Here is a 19,698-nt window from a genome sequence, read left to right on the forward strand (position 1 = left end):
CTCGGCCGGCTCAGACCTGGGTCCGCTCCTCCACGACCTTCGCGATCTTGGCGATGGCCTCGTCGAACGGAATGCCGTTCTCCTGCGAGCCGTCGCGGTAGCGGAAGGACACCGAGCCGTTCGACATGTCCTCGTCGCCCGCGATGACCATGAAGGGCACCTTCTGCTTCTGGGCGTTGCGGATCTTCTTCTGCATGCGGTCCGAGGAAGAGTCCACCTCGACGCGCAGGCCCTTCTTGCGGGCCGCGGCGGCGAACTTCTCCAGGTACTCCACGTGCGCGTCGCCGATCGGGATACCGAGCGCCTGGACGGGGGCCAGCCACGCCGGGAAGGCGCCCGCGTAGTGCTCCAGGAGGACGGCGAAGAACCGCTCGATGGAGCCGAACAGCGCGCGGTGGATCATGACCGGGCGCTGCTTGGAGCCGTCCGGGCCGGTGTACTCCAGGTTGAAGCGCTCGGGCAGGTTGAAGTCGAGTTGGATGGTCGACATCTGCCAGGTCCGGCCGATCGCGTCCTTGGCCTGGACGGAGATCTTCGGGCCGTAGAAGGCGGCGCCGCCCGGGTCGGGCACGAGGGGCAGGCCCTGCTTCTCGGCGACCTGGCGCAGGGTCTCGGTCGCCTCCTCCCAGACCTCGTCGGAGCCGACGAACTTCTCCGGGTCCTTGGTGGACAGCTCCAGGTAGAAGTCGGTCAGGCCGTAGTCGCGCAGCAGGCCGAGGACGAAGGTGAGCGTCTTGTCCAGCTCCTCGGACATCTGCTCACGGGTGCAGTAGATGTGCGCGTCGTCCTGGGTGAAGCCGCGGGCGCGGGTCAGGCCGTGCACGACGCCCGACTTCTCGTACCGGTACACGGTCCCGAACTCGAAGAAACGCAGCGGCAGTTCGCGGTAGGAGCGGCCGCGCGCGTCGAAGATCAGGTTGTGCATCGGGCAGTTCATGGGCTTGAGGTAGTAGTCCACGCCCTCGTCGAGCTGCATGGGCGGGTACATGCCCTCGGCGTACCAGTCCAGGTGGCCGGACGTCTCGAAGAGCTTCCCCTTCGTCGCGTGCGGGGTGTAGACGAACTCGTAGCCCTCTTCCTCGTGGCGGCGCCGCGAGTAGTCCTCCATGACCCGGCGGATGATGCCGCCCTTGGGGTGGAAGACGGCGAGGCCGGAGCCGATCTGCTCGGGGATGGAGAAGAGGTCCAGCTCGGTGCCGAGCTTGCGGTGGTCGCGCTTCTCGGCCTCGGCGAGGAAGTCGAGGTGCGCCTTCAGCTCGTCCTTGGACGGCCAGGCGGTGCCGTAGATGCGCTGGAGCATCGGGTTCTTCTCGCTGCCGCGCCAGTAGGCGGCCGCGTTGCGCATCAGCTTGAACGCCGGGATGAGGCGGGTGGTGGGCAGGTGCGGACCGCGGCAGAGGTCCTTCCAGCACAGCTCGCCGGTCTTGGCGTCCAGGTTGTCGTAGATCGTCAGCTCGCCGGCGCCGACCTCGACGTCCGCGCCGTCGTCGTGCGACGCCGAGCCCTTGAGGCCGATCAGCTCCAGCTTGTACGGCTCGTCCGCCAGCTCCTCGCGGGCGGCCTCGTCGCTGACGACGCGGCGGGAGAAGCGCTGCCCGCGCTTCTGGATCTCCTGCATCTTCTTCTCGACGGCCTTGAGATCCTCGGGCGTGAACGGCTTCTCCACGTCGAAGTCGTAGTAGAAGCCGTCCTTGACGGGCGGGCCGATGCCCAGCTTGGCCTCGGGGAACAGCTCCTGCACGGCCTGCGCCATGACGTGCGCGGTGGAGTGGCGCAGGATGTTCAGGCCGTCCTCGGACGAGATCTCGACGCCCTCGACCTCGTCACCGTCGGACAGCTCGTACGCGAGGTCCTTCAGCTCGCCGCCCACGCGCGCGGCGATGATCGAGCGCTCGCCCGCGAAGAGGTCGGCGGCCGTAGTGCCCGTCGTCACCACGCGTTCTTCCCGCTCGGAATCGCGTTGGATGATCACACGGACGTCTGACACCGGTCTCTCCTGACTGAAGGTGGGGTGCGGCGCCATACCAGGAGCGCGCGCTCAGGCGATCGTACCGACCCCACGGCACCGACCGCTAAACGGTCACGCTCAGTCCCCGTCCCCGTACGGTCCCGGCTCCCCGTCTCCGCACGCCTCCTCGAAGAAGGCCTCTTCCCCGTCGGTCTCGTGGAGGGACTTCATCAGCCGGTCCCGTTCGGCATCGTCGACCTGCACGGGGACGACTCCGAAGGCGCCGGTGAGCCGGCGGAAGCCGCCCCGGCGCTCCAGTCGGCCGTGCACGCGGACGGGGAGGCCGACGAGGTGGGCGTGGCCGGCGATGCGGTAGTCCTCCTCGCCCAGGGTGACGCGCAGGTGCGGGACCTCGGCACCGGCGAGGACGCGCAGGCGTACGGTGCCCTCGCCGCCGGGGCCGGAGCGGCGCATGCGGACGACGGAGCCGGTGACGCGGACCGGCACGGAGGGTTCGGCGCGCAGATAGCGGGCGGCGGCCTCGCGGAGTGCGGGCAGGTCGCCGGGCGAGAATTCGACGGGTTCGGCGGAGGGGGCGCAGCCTTCGGGGACGCCGGCGCCGGGGGCCCAGGCGACGGCGACGCGGGCGCCCTCGCTGCCCCGGACGAGCGTGCTGAGGGCCTCGGTCAGTTCGCGGCTGACGCCGGCCTCGACCGCGCCGTCGAAGGCGTCCATGCCGCCGGTGGCCCGCTGGTAGTCGATGGCCTCGCGGGCGGCGTGGAGGGCATGGTGGAGGCGGACGGCGAGGGTGCGGCCGGTTGGTACGGGCGCGAAGGCGGTGAGGGTGCGGCCCTCGGCGGCGGGGCCGACGAGGACGTCCGCCAGGAGGGCGGCCGCGGCCCGGCGGTGGCGGGCGCCGTGGTAGCCGGCACGCGCGCGGGTGGCGAGAGCGGCGGCGAGCAGCAACTGCCGGGCGGCGCCGCGCAGGCGGTCGTCTGCGGACCAGGGGGCGGCACCGGCGGGGCCACCGGGGGTGTCGCGCCACCAGCGGATCTCGTCGCTGGGTACGGCGAGGGAGATCAGCACCTCGCGGGCGGCGGGGGTGTCGCTGCGGGTGAGGGCGTCGAGGGCTTCGCCGAGCAGGTCCTCGCTGTCGGGGAAGGAGCGGCTCTCGGGGACGAGCAGGCTGGTCCCGCCGCCGCCCGGGCCGGGCGGGGTCCAGCGGCCGTACCGGCCCGCGGCTCCGCCGCGCCGCTGCCAGCCGTGCCGGTGCAGCAGGGCGCCGAGCACGGCGGGGTCGACCTCGGCGGGCTGCGGGGGCCGGTGCCAGGGGAGGTCGTCGGGGTGGGGCCGGACCAGCCGTACCGGCTCCTCGGGGTGACGGTTCCTCATGGCCTGCCTCCCGTCCCGACCCGGGTCATGATCTCGCAGAGCGCCCGGTCGTCGAAGATGCGTGAGGTCGGGATCCGCACGGTGGTCCGGTGCCGGCCGGTGACGGGGTGGCCGGCGAGGTTGACCCAGTAGCAGCAGTGCCTGAGGTCGAGCCGGTCGTGGCTGGCGCGCAGCCAGTCGTCCTGGGAGCGCGGCACCAGCATGACGACCAGGATCTTGTGCACCGAGACCGGGGAGCGGGCGAGCTTGCGCAGGTGGTCGTTGTCGAGGGTGAAGGAGAAGAAGCGGCCCGGAGGGTTCGGCGCCACCTGGTAGGTGGCCTTCAACTGCACCTTGATGGTGACCTCGTCGTCGACGGTGTGTCCGGGCGCGCTGTGGCTGACGTGCCAGTCGATGCCGTTGTCCGGAAAGGGCTGGGACAGCGAGCAGCCGGCCGCGGCGGCGACCGCGTGCAGATAGCCGACCTGCAATGTCTCCATGCAGGCGGTGGTGGCGAGTGTGCCGCGAAAGGTGCCCGGACGCTCGGGCAGCAGCCCGCCCCGCTCGGGCTGCGCCATGGCCATGACCAACAGCCCTCCCAACCAGGAGTTTCCCCGTTGCGGGCCGCTGAACTGCAAAGACCCGTACTCCTGTTGTCTCCTCCCGGCGTACGGCGCAAACGGCCCGGGTATCACCAAACGGGCAGAAGACGGAACGTCACCTGCCATGGGCGGACGAGGAGTTGGGTTGGGATGACGACCTGGTACGAAGGGCCGCTGGCCGCCTTCGACACGGAGACGACGGGCGTGGACGTCGAGACCGACCGGATCGTGTCGGCCGCCGTCGTCGTCCAGGACGCGCCGGGGACCCGGCCCCGGGTCACCCGCTGGCTGGTGAACCCGGGCGTGCCGGTGCCGGAGGCGGCGACGGCGGTGCACGGACTGACGGAGGAACACCTCCAGCACAACGGCCGTTGGCCGGCGCCGGTGATGTACGAGATAGCCGAGCAGCTGGCCGAGCACGCGGCGCTGGGCCGCCCGCTGGTGGTGATGAACGCGCCGTTCGATCTGACGCTGCTGGACCGGGAGTTGCGCCGGCACCGCGCCTCGTCGCTGGACCGCTGGTTCGAGGCGACCCCGCTGCGGGTGCTGGACCCGCGGGTGCTGGACAAGCATCTGGACCGGTACCGCAAGGGCCGCCGCACCCTGACCGACCTGTGCGCGCACTACGGCGTGACACTCGAGGGCGCGCACGACGCGGCGGCGGACGCGCTGGCCGCGCTGGACGTCGTACGGGCCCTGGGCCGCCGGTTCGCGACCCGGCTGGAGCGCCTCTCCCCCGCCGAGCTGCACACGCTCCAGGCGAACTGGCACGCGGCCCAGGCGCGGGGGCTTCAGGCGTGGTTCGCGCGCAGCGGCTCGGAGGAGACCGTCAGCACGGAGTGGCCGCTCAGGCCGGAGCTGCCGGCAGCGGCGTGAGCCTCGCGGCTCCGGGCCGCGGCGACACCGAGGACGGGGGTGTGGGTGGCGGAGCCCCCACTGCGCGCGGCGTGGCCGCGCGCAACACGAAAAGAGCGACGTGGTCCGCGTTTTCTGCGGACACACGTCGCTCTCGCGAGCGTGGGCGATACTGGGTTCGAACCAGTGACCTCTTCGGTGTGAACGAAGCGCTCTCCCACTGAGCTAATCGCCCGGGAACGCACTGAACAATACAGGCCCCGGCAGGGTTCCTTCAAACCGCCTTCAGGTGGCGCAGCAGTCCGCGCCGCCCGGCCCGCATCATCAGGCGGTGATTGAGGCGGAAGAGGGGCCGTCCCACCACGGCGAGCCGCCTGAGCAGGGGTTTGCGTACGTGGACCTCCTGGTCGTACCGGGCGAGCGTGCCGGGGCCGCTCGCGGTGACCGTCCAGCGGGCCCAGCCGTCGATGTCCCCGGACAGGGTGACCTGGAGGACGCCGGCGGCGGGGTCCCGGCGGACCTCCCGCATGGTGGACGTGAGGCGGTACGGCAGCACGGACCGGATGGTGATCACGCCGGTGCCGTCCTCCAGGCGGGTCGCCGCCCGCACCTGCGGCCACCAGCGGGGATACTCCTCGGCCCGCTCCAGCGCCGCGTACACGGCGGCCGGCGGAGCGGGCAGGGACCACAGGCTGCGGAAGCGGTAGTGGTTCCGGTCCATGGGACGAGTGTGGCGCGAACCGGTGCATAAATCTGAGTACGCGTACTCATGCGCCAGATCGTGGCCGACGTCACACTGGGGCCGCGAGCGCCGCCGCCCGTGCGACGGCGCTCCCCCGATCCCGCTAGGCCGGCATCTTGTCCCCGAGCAGGGCCAGGTTCTCGATGGCGGCGAGGCCGTAGAGGGCGGTGTCGTTGGAGGACACCCAGGCCGCCTCGCTGCCCTGGACCAGGGTGGCCGGGCCGGTCAGCTTCTCGGTCTTCCACGGCGCGGACTCGGTGTAGCCGTCGGAGCCGTAGAACTTGGCCCAGGCGCGCTTGGCGAGGGCCGCGTCCCCGGTCTGTACGGCGGCGTAGGCGTCCAGGCGCGAGTGGCCCTGGAAGAGCAGCAGCGTGCCGAAGCCGGAGCCGTAGCGGGCCGCCTGTTCGGCCTTGGTGGCGTTGAAGTAGCGGCAGTAGTCGAGGTAGGCGTCCTTGAACTTCGGCATGTCGACGAGGTGGATCAGCTCGGCGCACAGCTCGCCCAGGCCGAAGACCGCCGAGAGGTGGGAGACGGACACCACGGGCTTGTCGGCGACGGCGAACCTGCCGGTGTCGATGTCGTACAGGCCGCTGCCCTGCACGAAACCGTTGGGCTGGGCGGCGATGGTCTCCATGGTCGACAGGACCCGCGCCTTGGCCTTCTCCCACTTCGGGCCCTTGCGCTCCCACTCCGTCAGCCAGGCCGACACCAGGCCGCTCCAGTCGGTGCCGAAACCGATGGACAGGGCGTGCGGGTCGGGGGTGTAGGGGTCGGTGCGGACCTTGCGCTGCGGGTCCAGGACGAGGAAGGTCTCGTCGGAGTCGACGTTGGCGTGCATGAGGTCGCCGACGCGTTCGTCCGCGGTGAGGAAGTAGTAGAAGCGCCGGTACGTCGTGTTGGCGATGCGCTGCTGCTTGGCGCTGTCGGCGAAGTGCTGCACGCCGTGCCGGGTGCCAAGGCCCGCCCACTTCCCGAGGTGGTAGACGTCGACCTCGCCGGTGTGCCGGGTCATCGCCTCGGCGAAACGGAAGATGTCGGAGCGGCCGCTTCTGAGATACGCGTACCAGAGCCACAGGTCGGGTGACAGCTCGGAGTTGTCCCAGGCGTAGCCGCCGACGTCGTACCGCCACACGTGCCGGGCCGAGTCGTAGGTGTGCATGATGTCGCCGTAGTCCCAGAAGCCGTACCAGCGGCGCATCTCCACCTGGTCCCGGTAGTAGGTGAAGAGGAAGTCGAGGTGGTCCTCGATCTTCGCCTTGGCCGGGGTGGAGCGGTCCGGCTCGGAGTACAGGCCGGGGCCGAAGACCTTGGCCTTGATGAGCTGCCTGGGCGGCGCGGCGAGCTGGGGCAGCACCCGTACGGCTTCGGCCTGCCGGGCGAGGGTCTCGGCGGCCGGGGTGGACTCGTTGGCCCAGAAGAGGAGTTCGGAGGTGCGGGCGATGCCGTAGGGGGTGCCGAACTCCGGCTCGTAGTCCTCGTAGGTGATGTTGAGACCTTCGAGCTGTTCGGCGTGCGTGTCCTGGCCCATGCCGTCGTGGTAGAAGCGCAGGTCCATGGGCTGGGCCTCGGGCGACCAGAGCCAGAGGGTGACGGTGGCCTCGTCGGTATGGGCGTCGCGGATGTCGAGCTGGGCGGGGAACTTCTCCCAGAAGTCCCTGAGGCCGAAGGAGAGTCCGCCGCTCGCGCCACCGACGTAGCCGAAGCCGGAGGCCCGCCTGCCGCCGCCGGCGCCGATCCAGCCGTAGCCCTTCTTGGTGCGCTTGCGGACGGTGAAGCCGTCGGCGGAGAGCTGGGCGAGGGTGTAGTCGCCCCAGTGCGGGATGTACTGGAGACGGGTGGTGACCCGCTGGTCCCAGGTGGCGGGGTCGGGCAGCTTCCTGCCCTCGTACTGGGCCGTCTGCACGGCCGCGCCCGGGTCGCGGCGCAGGCCGGTGATGCCCTGGACGGCCTCGCGCAGCAGGCCGGTGCCCTCGCCGCCGATGCGGATGTGGCGGTCGTAGGCCGCGTCGCGCATCGGCACGGTGAAGCGGACGCCGAAGCCGCGGATGAAGTCCCCGCTCGCCTTGCCGGGTTCCTGGGTGCCGTCATAGGTGATGGTGTGCACCATGCGGAAGGAGTCGGAGCCGGCGTAGAAGTAGAGGCGGAGGGAGAACGGCAGCCAGCTGCGGCTTCCCTTGCGGTGCTTGCCGTCGATGCGGACGACGGCCCGGACCGGTCCGTCCTGTTCGACGGTGACATCGGAGACGGCGCCGTCGAAGCGCTCGGTCTTGACCGCGCCCTGGTCCTCGTCCTCGATCTCGGGCTGCCGGACGAGGACGAGCCTGCCGTTCCTGGCGATCTCCGTGGTCCCGCGGGTGACGGACTTGATGATCGTGGAGCCGTTCTTGCCGATCTTCGCCGTGATGACGCCGGTGGAGACGTCGATGGTGCCGCCGCTTGCGTCGACGGTCACCTTCTTCGCGGGCTCCGCGGGAGTGCCCACGGCGAGCGTGAGCTTGCCGTGACCCGAACTCACCGCATGAGCCGTCCACTTCAGGGAGCCGTCGGGCCAGTAGGCGAGCGGCCAGGTCTGTACGGGGACGTCCTTGCCGTCGGAGTCCGTGACGGCGAAGGTCCGGTCCTCCTGGTGGGCGCCCATCGGCCAGGGCACGCCGACGGTGGCGCCGGGAGCGGCGCCGAGGCCGCCGTCCTCCAGCCAGTCCAGGGTGACCGGGTCGGCGCCGTCGGCGGCGGCGCTGGGCGCGGCCTCGGCGTCCTCGGCCCCCAGGGCCCAGCTGAACTGGGCGGCGGCTCCGGCGACGGCGGCGGCCTTGAGAAGGGACCTGCGGGGGATCGGGGACATGGCCTTTCCTTCCGAGTCAAACTGACCAGGGGCATGACAGAAACAGGTGCGGCGCGCCGGGCACCGACCTCGGACACGGGCCCGCACCGACCTCGGACACGGGCCCGCACCGACCTCGGACACGGGCGTCACCGGCTCAGCGGCGCCGGTACCGCTCCTCCACGGCGACGGCCGCCGCCGCGACGGCGCCGAGCACCGGGACCGCCAACGGCGCGATCAACAGGGCGGAACAGCAGGTCAGGACGGCTCCACCGACGAGCAGGAAGGAGCCGGCGGGGTCTCGGACGGTACGCCGCCCGGCGCCGGCGAGCAGTACCCGCCAGCGCTCCCCCGGTGCCCAGACCGCCGCCGCGCGCAGCCCGGCCACGGCGAGCCCGATCAGCGCGAAGAGGACCGCGGCCCCCACCAGCGGTCCGCCGGGCAGCCCGGCGCGTACGGCCTGGACGTCCACCCAGGCGAGCAGCGCGGCGGCCCACCCGGCGACGCCGACCACCCATCCGCCGCGCAGCGCGGACCGGAAGTCGGCGGTGAACTCCCGCCAGCCGCCGCCCTCATAAGCCGTCCGCCGACGCAGATGCCGGGCTCCGGCGGCGAACGCGGCCGGGTAGGTGACGACACCGAGGGAGGCGACCGCGATCCACACCCCGGTCAGCAGCGACTCGGCGAAGATCCCGAACCGCTCCGCCGGCAGGGACTCCCGGCGCGGCTTGACCCGGCTTGAGGACATGACTCAGCCCTTCAGTCCGGAGGTCGCCATGCCGTCGATCAGATAGCGCTGGAAGGCGAGGAAGAACAGCAGCACCGGCAGCAGCGCGACCAGCGACATGGCGATCATGCCGCCGTAGTTGGCGGCCACGCCGTCGGAGTCGCGGAACATCATCAGGCCCAGGGAGACGGTGTACTTGCCGGGCTCGTTCAGGTAGATCAGCGGGCCCATGAAGTCGTTCCAGGCGTTGATGAAGGTGAAGATGGCGCTGGTGATGAGCGCGGGCCGGCACAGCGGCAGCACGATCGACCAATAGATGCGCAGGTGCCCGCAGCCGTCGAGACGGGCGGCCTCGTCCAGTTCACGGGGCAGGTTCCGCATGAACTGCACCATGAGAAAGACGAAGAACGCCTCCGTGGCGAGGTATTTGCCGATCAGCAACGGCACATAGGTGTTGACCAGCTCCAGCTTCTGGAACATCACGTACTGCGGGATCAGCAGCACGTGATACGGCAGCAGAAGCGTGCCGATCATCAGGGAGAACAGCAGGTTGCGGCCCGCGAACCGGATGCGCGCGAAAGCGTACGCGGTCAGCGAGCAGGAGATCAGGACGCCGACCACTGCGCCGACCGCATAGAAAAGGGAGTTCTGGAAGAACGTCCAGATCGAGATGTCCGCGATGCCGTCGGCGAGGCCCTTGAAGTTGGACAGGATGGGACGGGACGGGACCAGCGTGAGGCTGTTGATGATGTCCTTGCTGGGCTTGACCGAGGCGCCGATCACCCAGACGACCGGGTAGAGGATCACGGCCAGGATGAGCAGGGCGCCGAGGTGCCAGGCGAGGGACCCGGTGCGCCGGCGGGTGAGTACGGGCCGCTTGGTGGCGGAGGGGGGTACACCCCGATCGAGCGGAGCCGAGAGAGGGGGGGTACTCATCGGGCGTCCTCCTCGTAGTGCACCCACTTCTTCTGGGACCAGAAGAGGACGGCCGTCACCAGGGCCACGGCGAGCAGCAGCATCCAGGCCATGGCGGAGGCGAAGCCCATCTGGGAGTTCTTGAAGCCCTGCTGGTAGAGGTAGCAGGTGTAGACGAGCGTGGCGTCCGCCGGTCCGCAGTAGGTGTTGGAGACGACGTAGGCCGAACCGAAGATCTGGAAGGAGTGGATGGTCTCCAGCAGCACGTTGAAGAACAGCACCGGGGAGATCATCGGCAGGGTGATGTTCCAGAACTTCCTGAGGGGCCCGGCGCCGTCCATCTCCGCCGCCTCGTACAGCTCCCTGGGCACCTGCTTGAGCCCGGCCAGGAAGATGACCATGGGCGCACCGAACTGCCACACCGTCAGCGCCACCAGGCTGTACAGCACCCAGTCCGCGTTGCCGACCCAGCCGCCGACGTGCCAGCCGAAGAAGGACTGTGTACGGTCCACGACCGCGCCGTCGGAGAACAGGGACCGCCAGACGAAGCCGACCGAGACGCTCGCACCGATGAGCGAGGGGGCGTAGAACGCGGCCCGGTAGAAGGCCTGGCCGCGGCGGCTCTGGGCGAGGAGCAGGGCGACACCGAGGGCGAGCAGCAGCTTCAGCGGGGTGCCGATGACGACGTACTTGGCTGTCACCTCCACCGACTTCTGCCAGCGCGGGTCGTCGAACATCTTGGTGAAGTTGTCGAACCCGACCCACTTCGGGGTGTTGAAGAGGTTGTAGTCGGTGAACGCGAAGTACAGCGACGCGACCATCGGGCCCGCGGTCAGCAGCAAGAAGCCGGCGATCCACGGGGACATGAAGAGGTAGCCGGCGAGGTTCTCCCGCCGGCGGCCCGGCCGCCCCGTTCTCGCGGTGGTGGCCGAGCGTGCGGTGCGGGTCGCGGGCGCGGAGTCCTTGACGAGCGTCACGGCGTTTCCCATCAGGCCTGGAAGGCGGCCTCGGCCTCGGTGAAGAACTGCTTCACCGCGTCCGAGACCTTCGCCTTGCCCTGTCCGAGGTCGCCGCCGATGCGCAGGAAGGCGGCCTCGATGGTGTCGGCACCGGAGGGGTGCGGGGTGATCGTGCCGAGGACGCCGGCCTTGGCGGTGTCCTCCTCGTACTGCGCGATCTCCTTGTTGATCGCGTCGGTCGGCCGGTACGCCTGGTACTGCTCGGTGCTCGCGAGGATGCCCCGGTCGTAGCCCATGATCTTGCCGACCTCGGGGTCGTGCACCATGAAGTCGATGAACTGCGCGACCTCCTTGGGATGCGAGGTGCGGGCGGAGGCGCTGAGCATCAGGGAGGCGAGGTACTGGCCGGTCTGCTTGCCGTCGGTGGTGGGGATCGGCGCGAGGCCGTACTCGCTGCCGCCCTCCGTCGAGTAGCGGACGGTGAAGTTGTCCCAGGTGAACTCCGAGGCGCCGTGACCAGCGGAGAGGGAGGACTTGGGCTGGTCCTGGGAGACGACCTTCGGGTCGGTGACGATGCCGGCCTTGACGCGGTTGTAGCCGTCGGTCCACCACTCCGTCAGGTCGGCCTTGTCGAAGCCGAGTCCGTCGTCGGTGAAGAACGCCTTGCCGTTCTGCCGGAGGTAGAGGTCGTACAGGTACATGATGGCGAAGTAGCCGGTGTCCCCCGGGACCTTCGTCTTGTCGTGGATGGTCTTCAGGGCTTTGAAGTACTCGTCCCAGGTCCAGCCCGGCTGCGGCTCGACGCCGGCCTTCCGGAAGACCTTCTTGTCGATGACGAGCGCCATGGTGTTGGAGCCGACCGGAATTCCGAGCTGCTTGCCGTCGACCTCGCCGACCTTCGTGACGCCCTCGCGGAAGTGATCCAGGCTCAGATTTTCGGCCTGCACCTGTGACTTCAGATCGAGGAGAATTCCTCGCTTGTCGTACTTGCGAAGGAATGTGACGGCGTTTTGGAAAACGTCCGGCGGATTTCCGCCGGCGGCCTGCGTCTGGAACTTCTCCCAGAAGGACTGATACGTCTGGAAGTCCGTCTTGACCTTGATCTTCGGGTACTTCTTCTCGAAGAGTGCGATCGTCTGATTGATCTTCTTGGCGCGCTCCTCGGCACCCCACCAGGAGTAACGGATCGTCACCGTCCCGTCCCCGGAACCGGTGCCGCTTCCGCAGCCGGTCGTCGCGGCGAGCCCGAGCGTGGCCGCCGAGGCTCCGGCCGCCTTCAGGATCGTACGCCTCTCAAGATTCCTGCTTCCCACAGTCGGGCCCTCCCGCAGCATCGTCGCCGCCGCCGGTCAACTGTCCTGAACGATGTCGAGCGACGTCATGAATCGTTTCAAGTAAGCGCTTGCTGGCACAAGGTACGGAGGGGTCCGGGGTGCGTCAATGATTCGGACAGGATTTTCTTGCGGGCGGCGGGGCGGGAGGCGGGCGCGGAGGCCGTTCGCGCAGGTGGGGGCAGCGGGGTCGACGGGGGGGGACCGGGGTGCGTGGGTGGCATCGGTGGCCGGTGGTCGGGGTGAGGGTGCGGGGAGGGCTGCCAGGGGGCGCTCCGAGCCGGTGGCGTGGCTGCCGGTGAGGCGGGGGTGCCCAGGGCTCCGGGAACCCGTGCGCCCAGGGGGGCGAAGCCGGGGGTTGTGCAACCGGCGGCCAGGTGAGGCTGGTCGCGGCGCTGCGGGCGACAGCCGGGGCGGGCACCGGTGGGGCAGGGCGGGCCCGGCGAGCGAGCGGGTGGGTACCGAGGGTCTGAAACGGTCGGAACGAGTACGTCCGACACCCAGGCCGGGGCCCGTCGCCCGCACCGGCCCGCGGGCTCCGGCTGCGCCGGCCCGGAGCCGCGCCCTCGGCGGGCGCCGGGCGACGGGCACGCCGGGCCGGGGGCACGCCGGACGGGGTCCACACCGGCCCGGGGGACGCCAACCGGGGGCGCGCCGAGGCCGCTGCCTGGGGTCCGGTCACGCTGATCCGGTGGTGGAGCGGCGGGCACGAGGAGTGTGAGCGGGCCGTCCGGACGCGGTGGAGTTCCAGGGATCGGCCCGGAACCCGCCCGCCTCAGGCGTCGGCCGACCCCGTGGCCGCCCGCCCAAGGCCCGCACACGCCGACGGCCCACCTGCTGGTAGCAGATGGGCCGTCGGTCCGGGTGGGCGATACTGGGTTCGAACCAGTGACCTCTTCGGTGTGAACGAAGCGCTCTCCCACTGAGCTAATCGCCCGGGCGCAGGAAGAACATTACCCCATGTCAGGGGGTGCTTCCGAACCAGGGCCGGGCGGCGGGCGCCGCCCCGCCCCGCGCCGGCGTCACTGATCCTTGATCTTCCAGGGCATGACGAGGCCGAACTTCCACAGGTAGATCCCGACCAGCACGCCGATGATCACCAGGCCGATCGCGGTCAGGGTGATGTTGCGGCGGCGCACCCTGGGGTCGAGGGCGCGCTGGGCCGCCTCGGTGACCTTGCGTTTCGTCCAGCGGAGCACCAGCTGGGCCCAGACGAACTCGGTCGCCCAGATCGCCATGCCGCCGAAGATCACCACCCAGCCGGGGCCGGGCAGCGGCAGCATGACGATGCCCACGCCGACCACCGCAAGGCCGACCACGAAGACGCCGACCTGCCAGCTCAGATGCAGGAGCCGGCGGGCCTTGATGAATTCCGGCGCGCGTGAGCCGAGCCCGCGCTCGGCCCCTTCGCCGGCCTCGGGCCGGTCCGTCTTCGCCTTCTCCGCTGTCACGGCGACCTCGCCCAGCTCGTCACTCCCCGTATTCATACAGACAAACCCTACCGGAGTGAATCAGGTCACCGGAATGGACGTAGGTCTGGTACGAGTTCTCGGCCGGAAGAGTTACGTAAAGGCACGCAAAACCCTCAGAGGGGTTTACAACGGCACCGTAGGTGGCATGTCGATTTCGCCGACGTGCGAATCCCCGAGCGCACACTGAGCGAAAGGCCCTGGCGCTTATGAACACCACGGTCAGCTGCGAGCTGCACCTGCGCCTCGTTGTGTCGAGCGAGTCCTCCCTGCCTGTCCCCGCAGGCCTGCGGTACGACACGGCCGACCCCTACGCCGTGCACGCCACCTTCCACACCGGAGCCGAGGAGACCGTCGAGTGGGTGTTCGCCCGCGACCTCCTCGCCGAGGGGCTGCACCGGCCCACCGGCACCGGCGACGTCCGCGTCTGGCCATCCCGCAGTCATGGTCAGGGCGTCGTGTGCATCGCCCTCAGCTCCCCGGAGGGGGAGGCCCTGCTCGAGGCCCCGGCGCGGGCCCTGGAGTCCTTCCTGAAGCGAACCGACGCCGCTGTGCCGCCCGGCACGGAACACCGGCACTTCGACCTGGATCAGGAGCTCTCGCACATCCTGGCGGAGAGCTAGGTCGCCGCCCTCCAAGCAGCCCGGCGCCGTCCACTCGGGGAGACGGCTCGGGCCAAGACAGCCGTATACGGCAACAGGCCGGCGCCGTCACCGTGAGCGTTCACGGGGCGGCGCCGGCCTGTGTGCGGGCTGCCGCCGCCGCTCGGGCGGCGGGTTCGGGAACCGCCGGCGGCACGCAGGCGTTCTACGGGCAGTAGAGGCCGGGCACGGGCCGGTACGGTGGGCGCGGTTGTCGCTACCATCGGCCAGCATCGGCGGGCGCCCGCCCGACCCCTCAGGCCAGGGAGCGAAACGTGCTGATCACCCACGACACCCGGTGCGCCCTCGACACCGTGGTGGATCTGGTGAACACCGCGCCGGAGGACGACGCGGCGGCGGACGGACTGCCCGATGTCCCGGCCCTCACGGAGTTCGTGCGTAACCACAAAATCAGCGATGTCGGCATGCTGTCGGAGTTCGACCTCTCGGCGGTGCGCCGGGTCCGGGGACGGTTCGCGGCGATCTTCGCGGCCCCGGACGCCCGGTCCGCGGCCGGGATGATCAACGACCTGGTGGCCGCGGCGGGCACCACCCCCCGGCTCACGGACCACGACGGCTACGACTGGCATGTGCACTACTTCGCACCAGGTGCCTCCGTCGCCGACCATCTCGCCGCCGACTGCGGGATGGCGCTCGCCTTCTTCGTGGTGGCCGGCGAGCAGGAGAGGCTGCGGCGCTGCGAGGCGCCGGACTGCCGGCGGGCGTTCGTGGATCTGTCCCGCAACCGCTCGCGCCGCTACTGCGACAGCCGCACCTGCGGAAACCGGCTGCATGTCGCCGCCTACCGGGCCCGGCGCAAGGAAGCGACGGGCTGAGACCCGCCGAGACACGGCGCCCGGTGCGACGTCGGTCCCGGCGGGTGACGCCGGGACGGACGTGTACGGCTCACAGCAACAGCAGGTCGTGCAGCGCAGCCATGAGGATCAGACACCCGATCACCGCAAGGAAGATCATCAGCGGTGGCTGGGAAAGGGCGAAGAGGCACCCGCGCGGCTCGTCCTTCGGCGGCGCGGCCTCGCTCTGTGTCGTGTCCAGCATCTCGCGGCAGATCATGACGCACCCGGCACCCCGCCCGCGATCACCGCAGAGGATCTTGCGGGAGTTCGCCGAATCCCGTGAGGTCTCGTTCGGCTGGTGAACGATTCCGGACGCCCGCGGACCCACTGTGTCGTTTCAGCGAGTCATGTGACTGTCATATGCCGTGCTTCTTGAGGATGGCCTCGATGTCGCTGAAGTCCTCGGAGGAGTCACCGGCCCGGGGGGCGGCGGCGGGGCGCGCCGCGGGGCGAGCCGTCCCGCCCAGCGACGGCGCCGAGGCCGCGGGCGCCACCGCGTCCCGCCCGGAGCGCCCGGCCGCCTTGCGCCCGGCACCGGCATCGCCGCGCCGGCGCTCCACGGCACGGGTCCCGGCGAACAGGAGCCAGGCCGCGCCCAGCACCCCGAAGCCCGCCCAGGCGGTGGGGCTCAGGGCGGTGTCGGCGAGCCAGCCGACGACACCGGTCATCACCAGGCCGATCGGCACGAGCGAGTAGGCCGCGATGCGGGCGGCGGCCAGGAAGCGCCTGCGGTAGGCCGTGACCACCGCGATGCCCAGGCCCGCCGCGGACACGGCGGAGCACACTGTCTCGGCAATCATCCGGTCCTCCTGGCGGGCTCGGGTTCGTCGCTTCCATCCTGCCTCGTCCGCTCCCCGCGATGCCACGCTCCGGCAGGACATCAGGGACATCTCCGGGTCGCCTCCTCCTGGAGTGCGGGTCCCGCAACGGGGCCGGGTGCCGAGGTCCGAGCCCCCTGGCCTCAGGAGCCGCCCAGATCCCCGGGGGAGCGGTCCCGAGCCGCCGGGATCCGCAGGGAGCGGTCCCGAGCCGCCGGGATCCCGATTGGGTCGCCCGCGTCCGGCCTGGAAGACTGGTGGGCATGAGCAACCCCTCCCCCGCACGCACCGATGCCCTCGTCCTCGACGTCTGGTGCGAACTCCAGTGCCCCGACTGCCGCAGCGCCCTGGACGACGTCCGCGCCCTGCGCGCCCGCTACGGCGACCGGCTGGAGCTGCGGCTGCGGCACTTCCCGCTGGAGAAGCACAAGCACGCCTTCGCCGCCGCCCAGGCCGCCGAGGAGGCGCTGGAGCAGGGCAAGGGCTGGCCGTACGTGGAGGCCGTGCTGGAGCGGGTCGAGGAGCTGGACCGTCAGGGAGAACCCTTCCTGGTCGAGGTGGCCCGGGAACTCGGGCTGGACGCCGAGGAGTTCGACACTGCGCTGATCGACGGCCGGCACATCCTGATCGTGGACGCCGACCAGGCCGAGGGCAAGGCGATCGGCGTGACCGGCACCCCGACGTACGTCATCGGCGGCGAACGCCTCGACGGCGGCAACGGCCAGGAGGGGCTGCGCGCGCGCATCGAGGAGATCGCGGACCGGCTGCTGGCGGAGCGGGACGGCCAGGAGGCCTGAGCCCGGAGGACCTGCTCCCCTCCCGGCCCTCGGGGAGCCTCGGGGTGACGTCCTGGTCGGACTGCGGCTACAGCAGGGGCTTGGTCAGGGAGTGGGTCACCGTCTCGTAGCCGAGTGACGCGTACAGCCGCTCGGCCGGGGTGTTGCCCGTGAACACGTTGAGGCCGAGGACCGTCCGGCCGGTCTCGATCGCCTGGCGTTCCGCCAGCAGCATGAGCGTACGGCCGTGTCCCCGGCCGCGATGGGCCGCGTCGGTCGCGACGTCGAACACGAAGGCCCGGTCCTCCTCCAGCGACAGCCACAGCGTGCCCACCCGGTCGCCCGCGTGTTCCAGCACGCTGAAGAGCACGCCGTCGGTCGCGAGCCCGTGCGGCAGCAGCCGCGTGTGGTCGGCGGCGGCCTTGGCGCGGGCCGCGGCGTCGGAGATGCCCCGCTCGATCCACGAGCGCGCGTACCGCTCGCTCTCCGTCTCCCGCCAGGCCGCGAACTCCGCCTCGGTCATCGGCCGTGCGTGGCTGCCCGGCGGCAGCGCGGGCGGAGCGGCGCCGAGGCGTTTCTCCATGCCGCGGTTGCGCAGGGTGTAACCGAGGGTGCCGAACAGGCGCAGGGCCGTCTCCGCCGCGGCCGGAACCACGGTCTCCATCTGGGCGCAGCCCCAGCCGCGGGCCACCTCCTCCGCGGCGAGCGCGGCCACGGTGCCCCGGCCGCGCCGCCGGTCGGGCTCGGCGATCCGCAACTCGATGATGCGGGCCACCGAGTCGCCGAGGGCCGGCGAGGTGCCGAGGTGGATCTCGCCGACGGGACGGCTGTTCACGCACACCGCGTAGCGGCGGGAACGGGTTCCGTCGGGGTGTTGCCGGAGCGGCTCGGCCGGCCGCAGGGTCGTGGTCATCACAGGTGTTCTACCCGCGACGACCGGCCGCGTCAGCCCGTTTTCCGCAGCGCTTTTCCGGCAGCCTGCCGGGCGTGGTCGTCGTCCGGGATCAGGGGTCCAGGTCGTGTCCGGAGCGCTCGGCGAAGATCCGCACGGCCTTGGCGGTCACCGGGCCCGCGGTGCCGGGCAGTTCGCGGTCGTCGACCTGGTGCACGGCCTGGACGTCCCGCAGTGTGGAGGTGAGGAAGACCTCGTCGGCGCGCTGGAGGACGTCCAGCGGCAGGTCGGTCTCCTTGGCGCCCGTCCACTCGGTCACCAGGGCCCGGGTGATGCCGGCCAGGCAGCCGGAGGCGACCGGCGGGGTGTGGATCTCGCCGTCCAGGACGACGAAGACGTTCGACCCGGTGCCCTCGCACAGCCGGCCCAGCGTGTTGCCGAACAGCGCCTCGGACGCGCCGCTTTGGTGGGCGCGGGCCAGGGCGACGACGTTCTCGGCGTACGAGGTCGTCTTCACGCCGGCCAGAGCACCGCGTTCGTTGCGGGTCCACGGGACGGTGATCACCGCGGTGGAGTCCGGGCGGCGGGTGGTCTCGCCGACGGCGACCACCAGGGTCGGGCCGTGCTCGCCGCGGTCGGAGCCGAGCGGGCCGTGGCCGCCGGTGTAGGTGATCCGCAGCCGGCCGAGCGGCATCGGATTGGCCTCCAGGACGGCCGCACAGGCGCGCCGCAGCTCGTCGTGGTCCGGGCTGGGCAGGCCGAGGGCGTGGGCCGAGCGGGTCAGCCGGTCGAGGTGCCGGGTGAGGGCGAACGGCTTGCCGTCGACCGCCTTCACGGTTTCGAAGACGCCGTCGCCGACGGTCAGCCCGTGGTCGAAGACCGAGACCCGGGCCGATTCCACGTCCCGCAGTGCGCCGTCCAGCCAGATCCTCATGTGAACGCCCCTTCGGTGTCCTCGTACGTCCCCGACGCTACCGCGAGCAGCCGGGAGGCCTTCAGCTCGGTCTCCCGCCACTCCCCCTCGGGGTCGGACCCCCAGGTGATGCCGGCCCCGCTCCCGAAGCGCAGGAGGCCCTCGGCCCGGTCGATCCAGAAGGTGCGGATGCCCACGGCGAGCTCGCCGGTGCCCCGATCGGCGTCGACCCAGCCGATGCCGCCGCAGTACGGGCCGCGGGGTGCCGTCTCCAGCGCCTCGATGATGCGCAGGGCGCTCGACTTGGGGGCGCCGGTGACCGACCCGGGCGGGAAGGCCGCGGCCAGCAGCTCCGGCCAGCCGGCGTCCGCCCGCAGCTCGCCGCGGACGGTGGAGACGAGGTGGACGAGCCCCGGGTGCTTCTCCACGGCGCACAGATCGGGGACGGTCACGCTGCCGGTCGCGCAGACGCGGCCGATGTCGTTGCGGACCAGGTCCACGATCATCACGTTCTCGGCGTAGTCCTTGTCCAGGAGGTCCGCCTCGGTGCGCCCGGTGCCCTTGATGGGGCCCGACTCGACGGTACGGCCGTCCCGGCGCAGGAACAGCTCCGGTGAGGCGGTGGCGATCTCCAAGCCGTGCTCCGGCAGCCGGATCGTTCCCGCGTACGGCGCCGGGTTGCCCCGGGCCAGCAGGGCGGTCAGGGCGTCCACGTCGGCGCCGGGGGCGACGGACGCGCTGAGCACCCGGCAGAGATTGGCCTGGTAGACCTCGCCGGCCGCGATGTGCTCGCGGATCCGGCGGACGGCCGCCGTGTACGCGGCGCGGTCCAGGGAGGAGATCCAGTCCCCCGGCTGCGGGCCCCGCCATCCTCCGGGCGCCGGCGCGGGCACCGGCTCGTGCCGTACGTCCGCGAAGCGGGCGCAGGTCAGCCGGCCCTCGAAGTCCGCGCAGACGGCCCAGAAGCCGGCGGAGTCCAGGGCGGCCGGATCGCTCGTGACGTCGAGGAGGCCGGTGGCGACACGGTCGCCGAACCGGGCGAGAGGAGGGTGGTGAAGCAC

General features: G+C 71.1%; 19 protein-coding genes and 2 tRNA genes. 4 read left to right on the plus strand and 17 right to left on the minus strand.

What is annotated here, in order from left to right; genetic code table 11:
* Positions 1-10: 10 nt before the first annotated feature.
* The 3 genes from thrS to ACZ7DL_RS14270 form a co-directional block, all read right to left on the minus strand.
* Positions 11-1,987, minus strand: coding sequence for a threonine--tRNA ligase (gene thrS, locus ACZ7DL_RS14260; RefSeq protein ID WP_470774294.1), 1,977 nt, complete (start codon positions 1,985-1,987; stop codon positions 11-13).
* Between the two features lie 99 nt (positions 1,988-2,086).
* Complete coding sequence (locus ACZ7DL_RS14265; RefSeq protein WP_470774296.1) at positions 2,087-3,340, minus strand: hypothetical protein; 1,254 nt, start codon at positions 3,338-3,340, stop codon at positions 2,087-2,089.
* Positions 3,337-3,903 carry a DUF4365 domain-containing protein gene (locus tag ACZ7DL_RS14270; RefSeq protein ID WP_470774297.1) on the minus strand — a complete coding sequence of 189 codons (567 nt, stop codon included), beginning with the start codon at positions 3,901-3,903 and terminating at the stop codon, positions 3,337-3,339. The genes ACZ7DL_RS14265 and ACZ7DL_RS14270 overlap by 4 nt, the downstream gene beginning before the upstream one ends.
* Positions 3,904-4,071: 168 nt before the next feature.
* Between ACZ7DL_RS14270 and ACZ7DL_RS14275 the strand changes: the two genes are divergently transcribed.
* Entirely contained in the window at positions 4,072-4,797 is a 726-nt protein-coding gene (locus ACZ7DL_RS14275; protein ID WP_470774299.1) for an exonuclease domain-containing protein, read from the plus strand.
* A gap of 142 nt (positions 4,798-4,939) precedes the next feature.
* Here the strand turns inward: ACZ7DL_RS14275 and ACZ7DL_RS14280 are convergent.
* From ACZ7DL_RS14280 to ACZ7DL_RS14320, 9 genes are all read right to left on the minus strand, one after another.
* Positions 4,940-5,011 (minus strand) — tRNA-Val (locus ACZ7DL_RS14280).
* Between the two features lie 39 nt (positions 5,012-5,050).
* Complete coding sequence (locus ACZ7DL_RS14285; protein ID WP_470774300.1) at positions 5,051-5,497, minus strand: SRPBCC family protein; 447 nt, start codon at positions 5,495-5,497, stop codon at positions 5,051-5,053.
* A gap of 124 nt (positions 5,498-5,621) precedes the next feature.
* Complete coding sequence (locus ACZ7DL_RS14290; RefSeq protein WP_470774301.1) at positions 5,622-8,360, minus strand: exo-rhamnogalacturonan lyase family protein; 2,739 nt, start codon at positions 8,358-8,360, stop codon at positions 5,622-5,624.
* A gap of 136 nt (positions 8,361-8,496) precedes the next feature.
* Positions 8,497-9,087 (minus strand): hypothetical protein, encoded by a 591-nt coding sequence (locus tag ACZ7DL_RS14295; protein WP_470774302.1) that lies wholly within the window; start codon positions 9,085-9,087, stop codon positions 8,497-8,499.
* A gap of 3 nt (positions 9,088-9,090) precedes the next feature.
* Positions 9,091-10,002 (minus strand): carbohydrate ABC transporter permease, encoded by a 912-nt coding sequence (locus ACZ7DL_RS14300; RefSeq protein ID WP_470774303.1) that lies wholly within the window; start codon positions 10,000-10,002, stop codon positions 9,091-9,093.
* Positions 9,999-10,958: a carbohydrate ABC transporter permease gene (locus ACZ7DL_RS14305; RefSeq protein WP_470774305.1), complete on the minus strand. Its 960-nt coding sequence runs from the start codon at positions 10,956-10,958 to the stop codon at positions 9,999-10,001. The genes ACZ7DL_RS14300 and ACZ7DL_RS14305 overlap by 4 nt, the downstream gene beginning before the upstream one ends.
* A gap of 11 nt (positions 10,959-10,969) precedes the next feature.
* Positions 10,970-12,274 (minus strand): ABC transporter substrate-binding protein, encoded by a 1,305-nt coding sequence (locus ACZ7DL_RS14310; RefSeq protein ID WP_470774307.1) that lies wholly within the window; start codon positions 12,272-12,274, stop codon positions 10,970-10,972.
* A gap of 862 nt (positions 12,275-13,136) precedes the next feature.
* A tRNA-Val gene (locus ACZ7DL_RS14315) sits at positions 13,137-13,208 on the minus strand.
* 85 nt (positions 13,209-13,293) lie between these two features.
* Entirely contained in the window at positions 13,294-13,758 is a 465-nt protein-coding gene (locus ACZ7DL_RS14320) for a TIGR02611 family protein (protein WP_470774309.1), read from the minus strand.
* A gap of 191 nt (positions 13,759-13,949) precedes the next feature.
* On the opposite strand from ACZ7DL_RS14320, the gene ACZ7DL_RS14325 reads away from it, so the two are divergent.
* Both ACZ7DL_RS14325 and ACZ7DL_RS14330 read left to right on the plus strand, forming a co-directional pair.
* The gene (locus ACZ7DL_RS14325; RefSeq protein ID WP_004002642.1) at positions 13,950-14,363 is read left to right on the plus strand and encodes an SsgA family sporulation/cell division regulator; all 414 of its coding nucleotides are present in this window, start codon (positions 13,950-13,952) and stop codon (positions 14,361-14,363) included.
* A 293-nt stretch (positions 14,364-14,656) separates the two neighbouring features.
* Entirely contained in the window at positions 14,657-15,217 is a 561-nt protein-coding gene (locus ACZ7DL_RS14330) for a CGNR zinc finger domain-containing protein (RefSeq protein ID WP_470774311.1), read from the plus strand.
* Positions 15,218-15,287: 70 nt separating this feature from the next.
* On the opposite strand, the gene ACZ7DL_RS14335 is transcribed toward ACZ7DL_RS14330, so the two are convergent.
* Positions 15,288-15,440, minus strand: coding sequence for a hypothetical protein (locus ACZ7DL_RS14335; protein ID WP_164932512.1), 153 nt, complete (start codon positions 15,438-15,440; stop codon positions 15,288-15,290).
* 154 nt (positions 15,441-15,594) lie between these two features.
* On the minus strand, positions 15,595-16,038 hold the full coding sequence (locus tag ACZ7DL_RS14340) for a hypothetical protein (protein ID WP_470774313.1): 444 nt from the start codon (positions 16,036-16,038) through the stop codon (positions 15,595-15,597).
* Between the two features lie 281 nt (positions 16,039-16,319).
* Between ACZ7DL_RS14340 and ACZ7DL_RS14345 the strand changes: the two genes are divergently transcribed.
* A complete protein-coding gene (locus tag ACZ7DL_RS14345; RefSeq protein WP_470774316.1) occupies positions 16,320-16,853 on the plus strand; it encodes a DsbA family protein in 534 nt (177 codons plus the stop codon).
* A gap of 67 nt (positions 16,854-16,920) precedes the next feature.
* Here ACZ7DL_RS14345 and ACZ7DL_RS14350 read toward each other — a convergent pair whose 3' ends face one another.
* The 3 genes from ACZ7DL_RS14350 to ACZ7DL_RS14360 all read right to left on the minus strand — a co-directional run bounded on the left by ACZ7DL_RS14350 (position 16,921) and on the right by ACZ7DL_RS14360 (position 19,698).
* Positions 16,921-17,745, minus strand: a complete 825-nt coding sequence (locus ACZ7DL_RS14350) for a GNAT family N-acetyltransferase (RefSeq protein ID WP_470774318.1) — start codon at positions 17,743-17,745, stop codon at positions 16,921-16,923.
* Positions 17,746-17,836: 91 nt separating this feature from the next.
* The gene (locus ACZ7DL_RS14355; RefSeq protein WP_470774320.1) at positions 17,837-18,658 is read right to left on the minus strand and encodes an aminotransferase class IV; all 822 of its coding nucleotides are present in this window, start codon (positions 18,656-18,658) and stop codon (positions 17,837-17,839) included.
* Positions 18,655-19,698: a chorismate-binding protein gene (locus ACZ7DL_RS14360; RefSeq protein ID WP_470774321.1), complete on the minus strand. Its 1,044-nt coding sequence runs from the start codon at positions 19,696-19,698 to the stop codon at positions 18,655-18,657. The genes ACZ7DL_RS14355 and ACZ7DL_RS14360 overlap by 4 nt, the downstream gene beginning before the upstream one ends.

It is taken from the genome of Streptomyces sp. NPDC036984, assembly GCF_055607665.1.

What these genes read in the sequence shown, in the direction of transcription:
- ACZ7DL_RS14300 (WP_470774303.1), bottom strand. Translation starts at nt 10,002, where the DNA reads ATGAGTACCCCCCCTCTCTCGGCTCCGCTCGATCGGGGTGTACCCCCC.
- ACZ7DL_RS14310 (WP_470774307.1), bottom strand. Translation starts at nt 12,274, where the DNA reads ATGCTGCGGGAGGGCCCGACTGTGGGAAGCAGGAATCTTGAGAGGCGT.
- ACZ7DL_RS14325 (WP_004002642.1), top strand. Translation starts at nt 13,950, where the DNA reads ATGAACACCACGGTCAGCTGCGAGCTGCACCTGCGCCTCGTTGTGTCG.
- ACZ7DL_RS14290 (WP_470774301.1), bottom strand. Translation starts at nt 8,360, where the DNA reads ATGTCCCCGATCCCCCGCAGGTCCCTTCTCAAGGCCGCCGCCGTCGCC.
- ACZ7DL_RS14335 (WP_164932512.1), bottom strand. Translation starts at nt 15,440, where the DNA reads ATGCTGGACACGACACAGAGCGAGGCCGCGCCGCCGAAGGACGAGCCG.
- ACZ7DL_RS14320 (WP_470774309.1), bottom strand. Translation starts at nt 13,758, where the DNA reads ATGAATACGGGGAGTGACGAGCTGGGCGAGGTCGCCGTGACAGCGGAG.
- ACZ7DL_RS14345 (WP_470774316.1), top strand. Translation starts at nt 16,320, where the DNA reads ATGAGCAACCCCTCCCCCGCACGCACCGATGCCCTCGTCCTCGACGTC.
- ACZ7DL_RS14270 (WP_470774297.1), bottom strand. Translation starts at nt 3,903, where the DNA reads ATGGCCATGGCGCAGCCCGAGCGGGGCGGGCTGCTGCCCGAGCGTCCG.
- ACZ7DL_RS14275 (WP_470774299.1), top strand. Translation starts at nt 4,072, where the DNA reads ATGACGACCTGGTACGAAGGGCCGCTGGCCGCCTTCGACACGGAGACG.
- ACZ7DL_RS14350 (WP_470774318.1), bottom strand. Translation starts at nt 17,745, where the DNA reads ATGACCACGACCCTGCGGCCGGCCGAGCCGCTCCGGCAACACCCCGAC.
- ACZ7DL_RS14355 (WP_470774320.1), bottom strand. Translation starts at nt 18,658, where the DNA reads ATGAGGATCTGGCTGGACGGCGCACTGCGGGACGTGGAATCGGCCCGG.
- ACZ7DL_RS14285 (WP_470774300.1), bottom strand. Translation starts at nt 5,497, where the DNA reads ATGGACCGGAACCACTACCGCTTCCGCAGCCTGTGGTCCCTGCCCGCT.
- ACZ7DL_RS14295 (WP_470774302.1), bottom strand. Translation starts at nt 9,087, where the DNA reads ATGTCCTCAAGCCGGGTCAAGCCGCGCCGGGAGTCCCTGCCGGCGGAG.
- ACZ7DL_RS14340 (WP_470774313.1), bottom strand. Translation starts at nt 16,038, where the DNA reads ATGATTGCCGAGACAGTGTGCTCCGCCGTGTCCGCGGCGGGCCTGGGC.
- ACZ7DL_RS14265 (WP_470774296.1), bottom strand. Translation starts at nt 3,340, where the DNA reads ATGAGGAACCGTCACCCCGAGGAGCCGGTACGGCTGGTCCGGCCCCAC.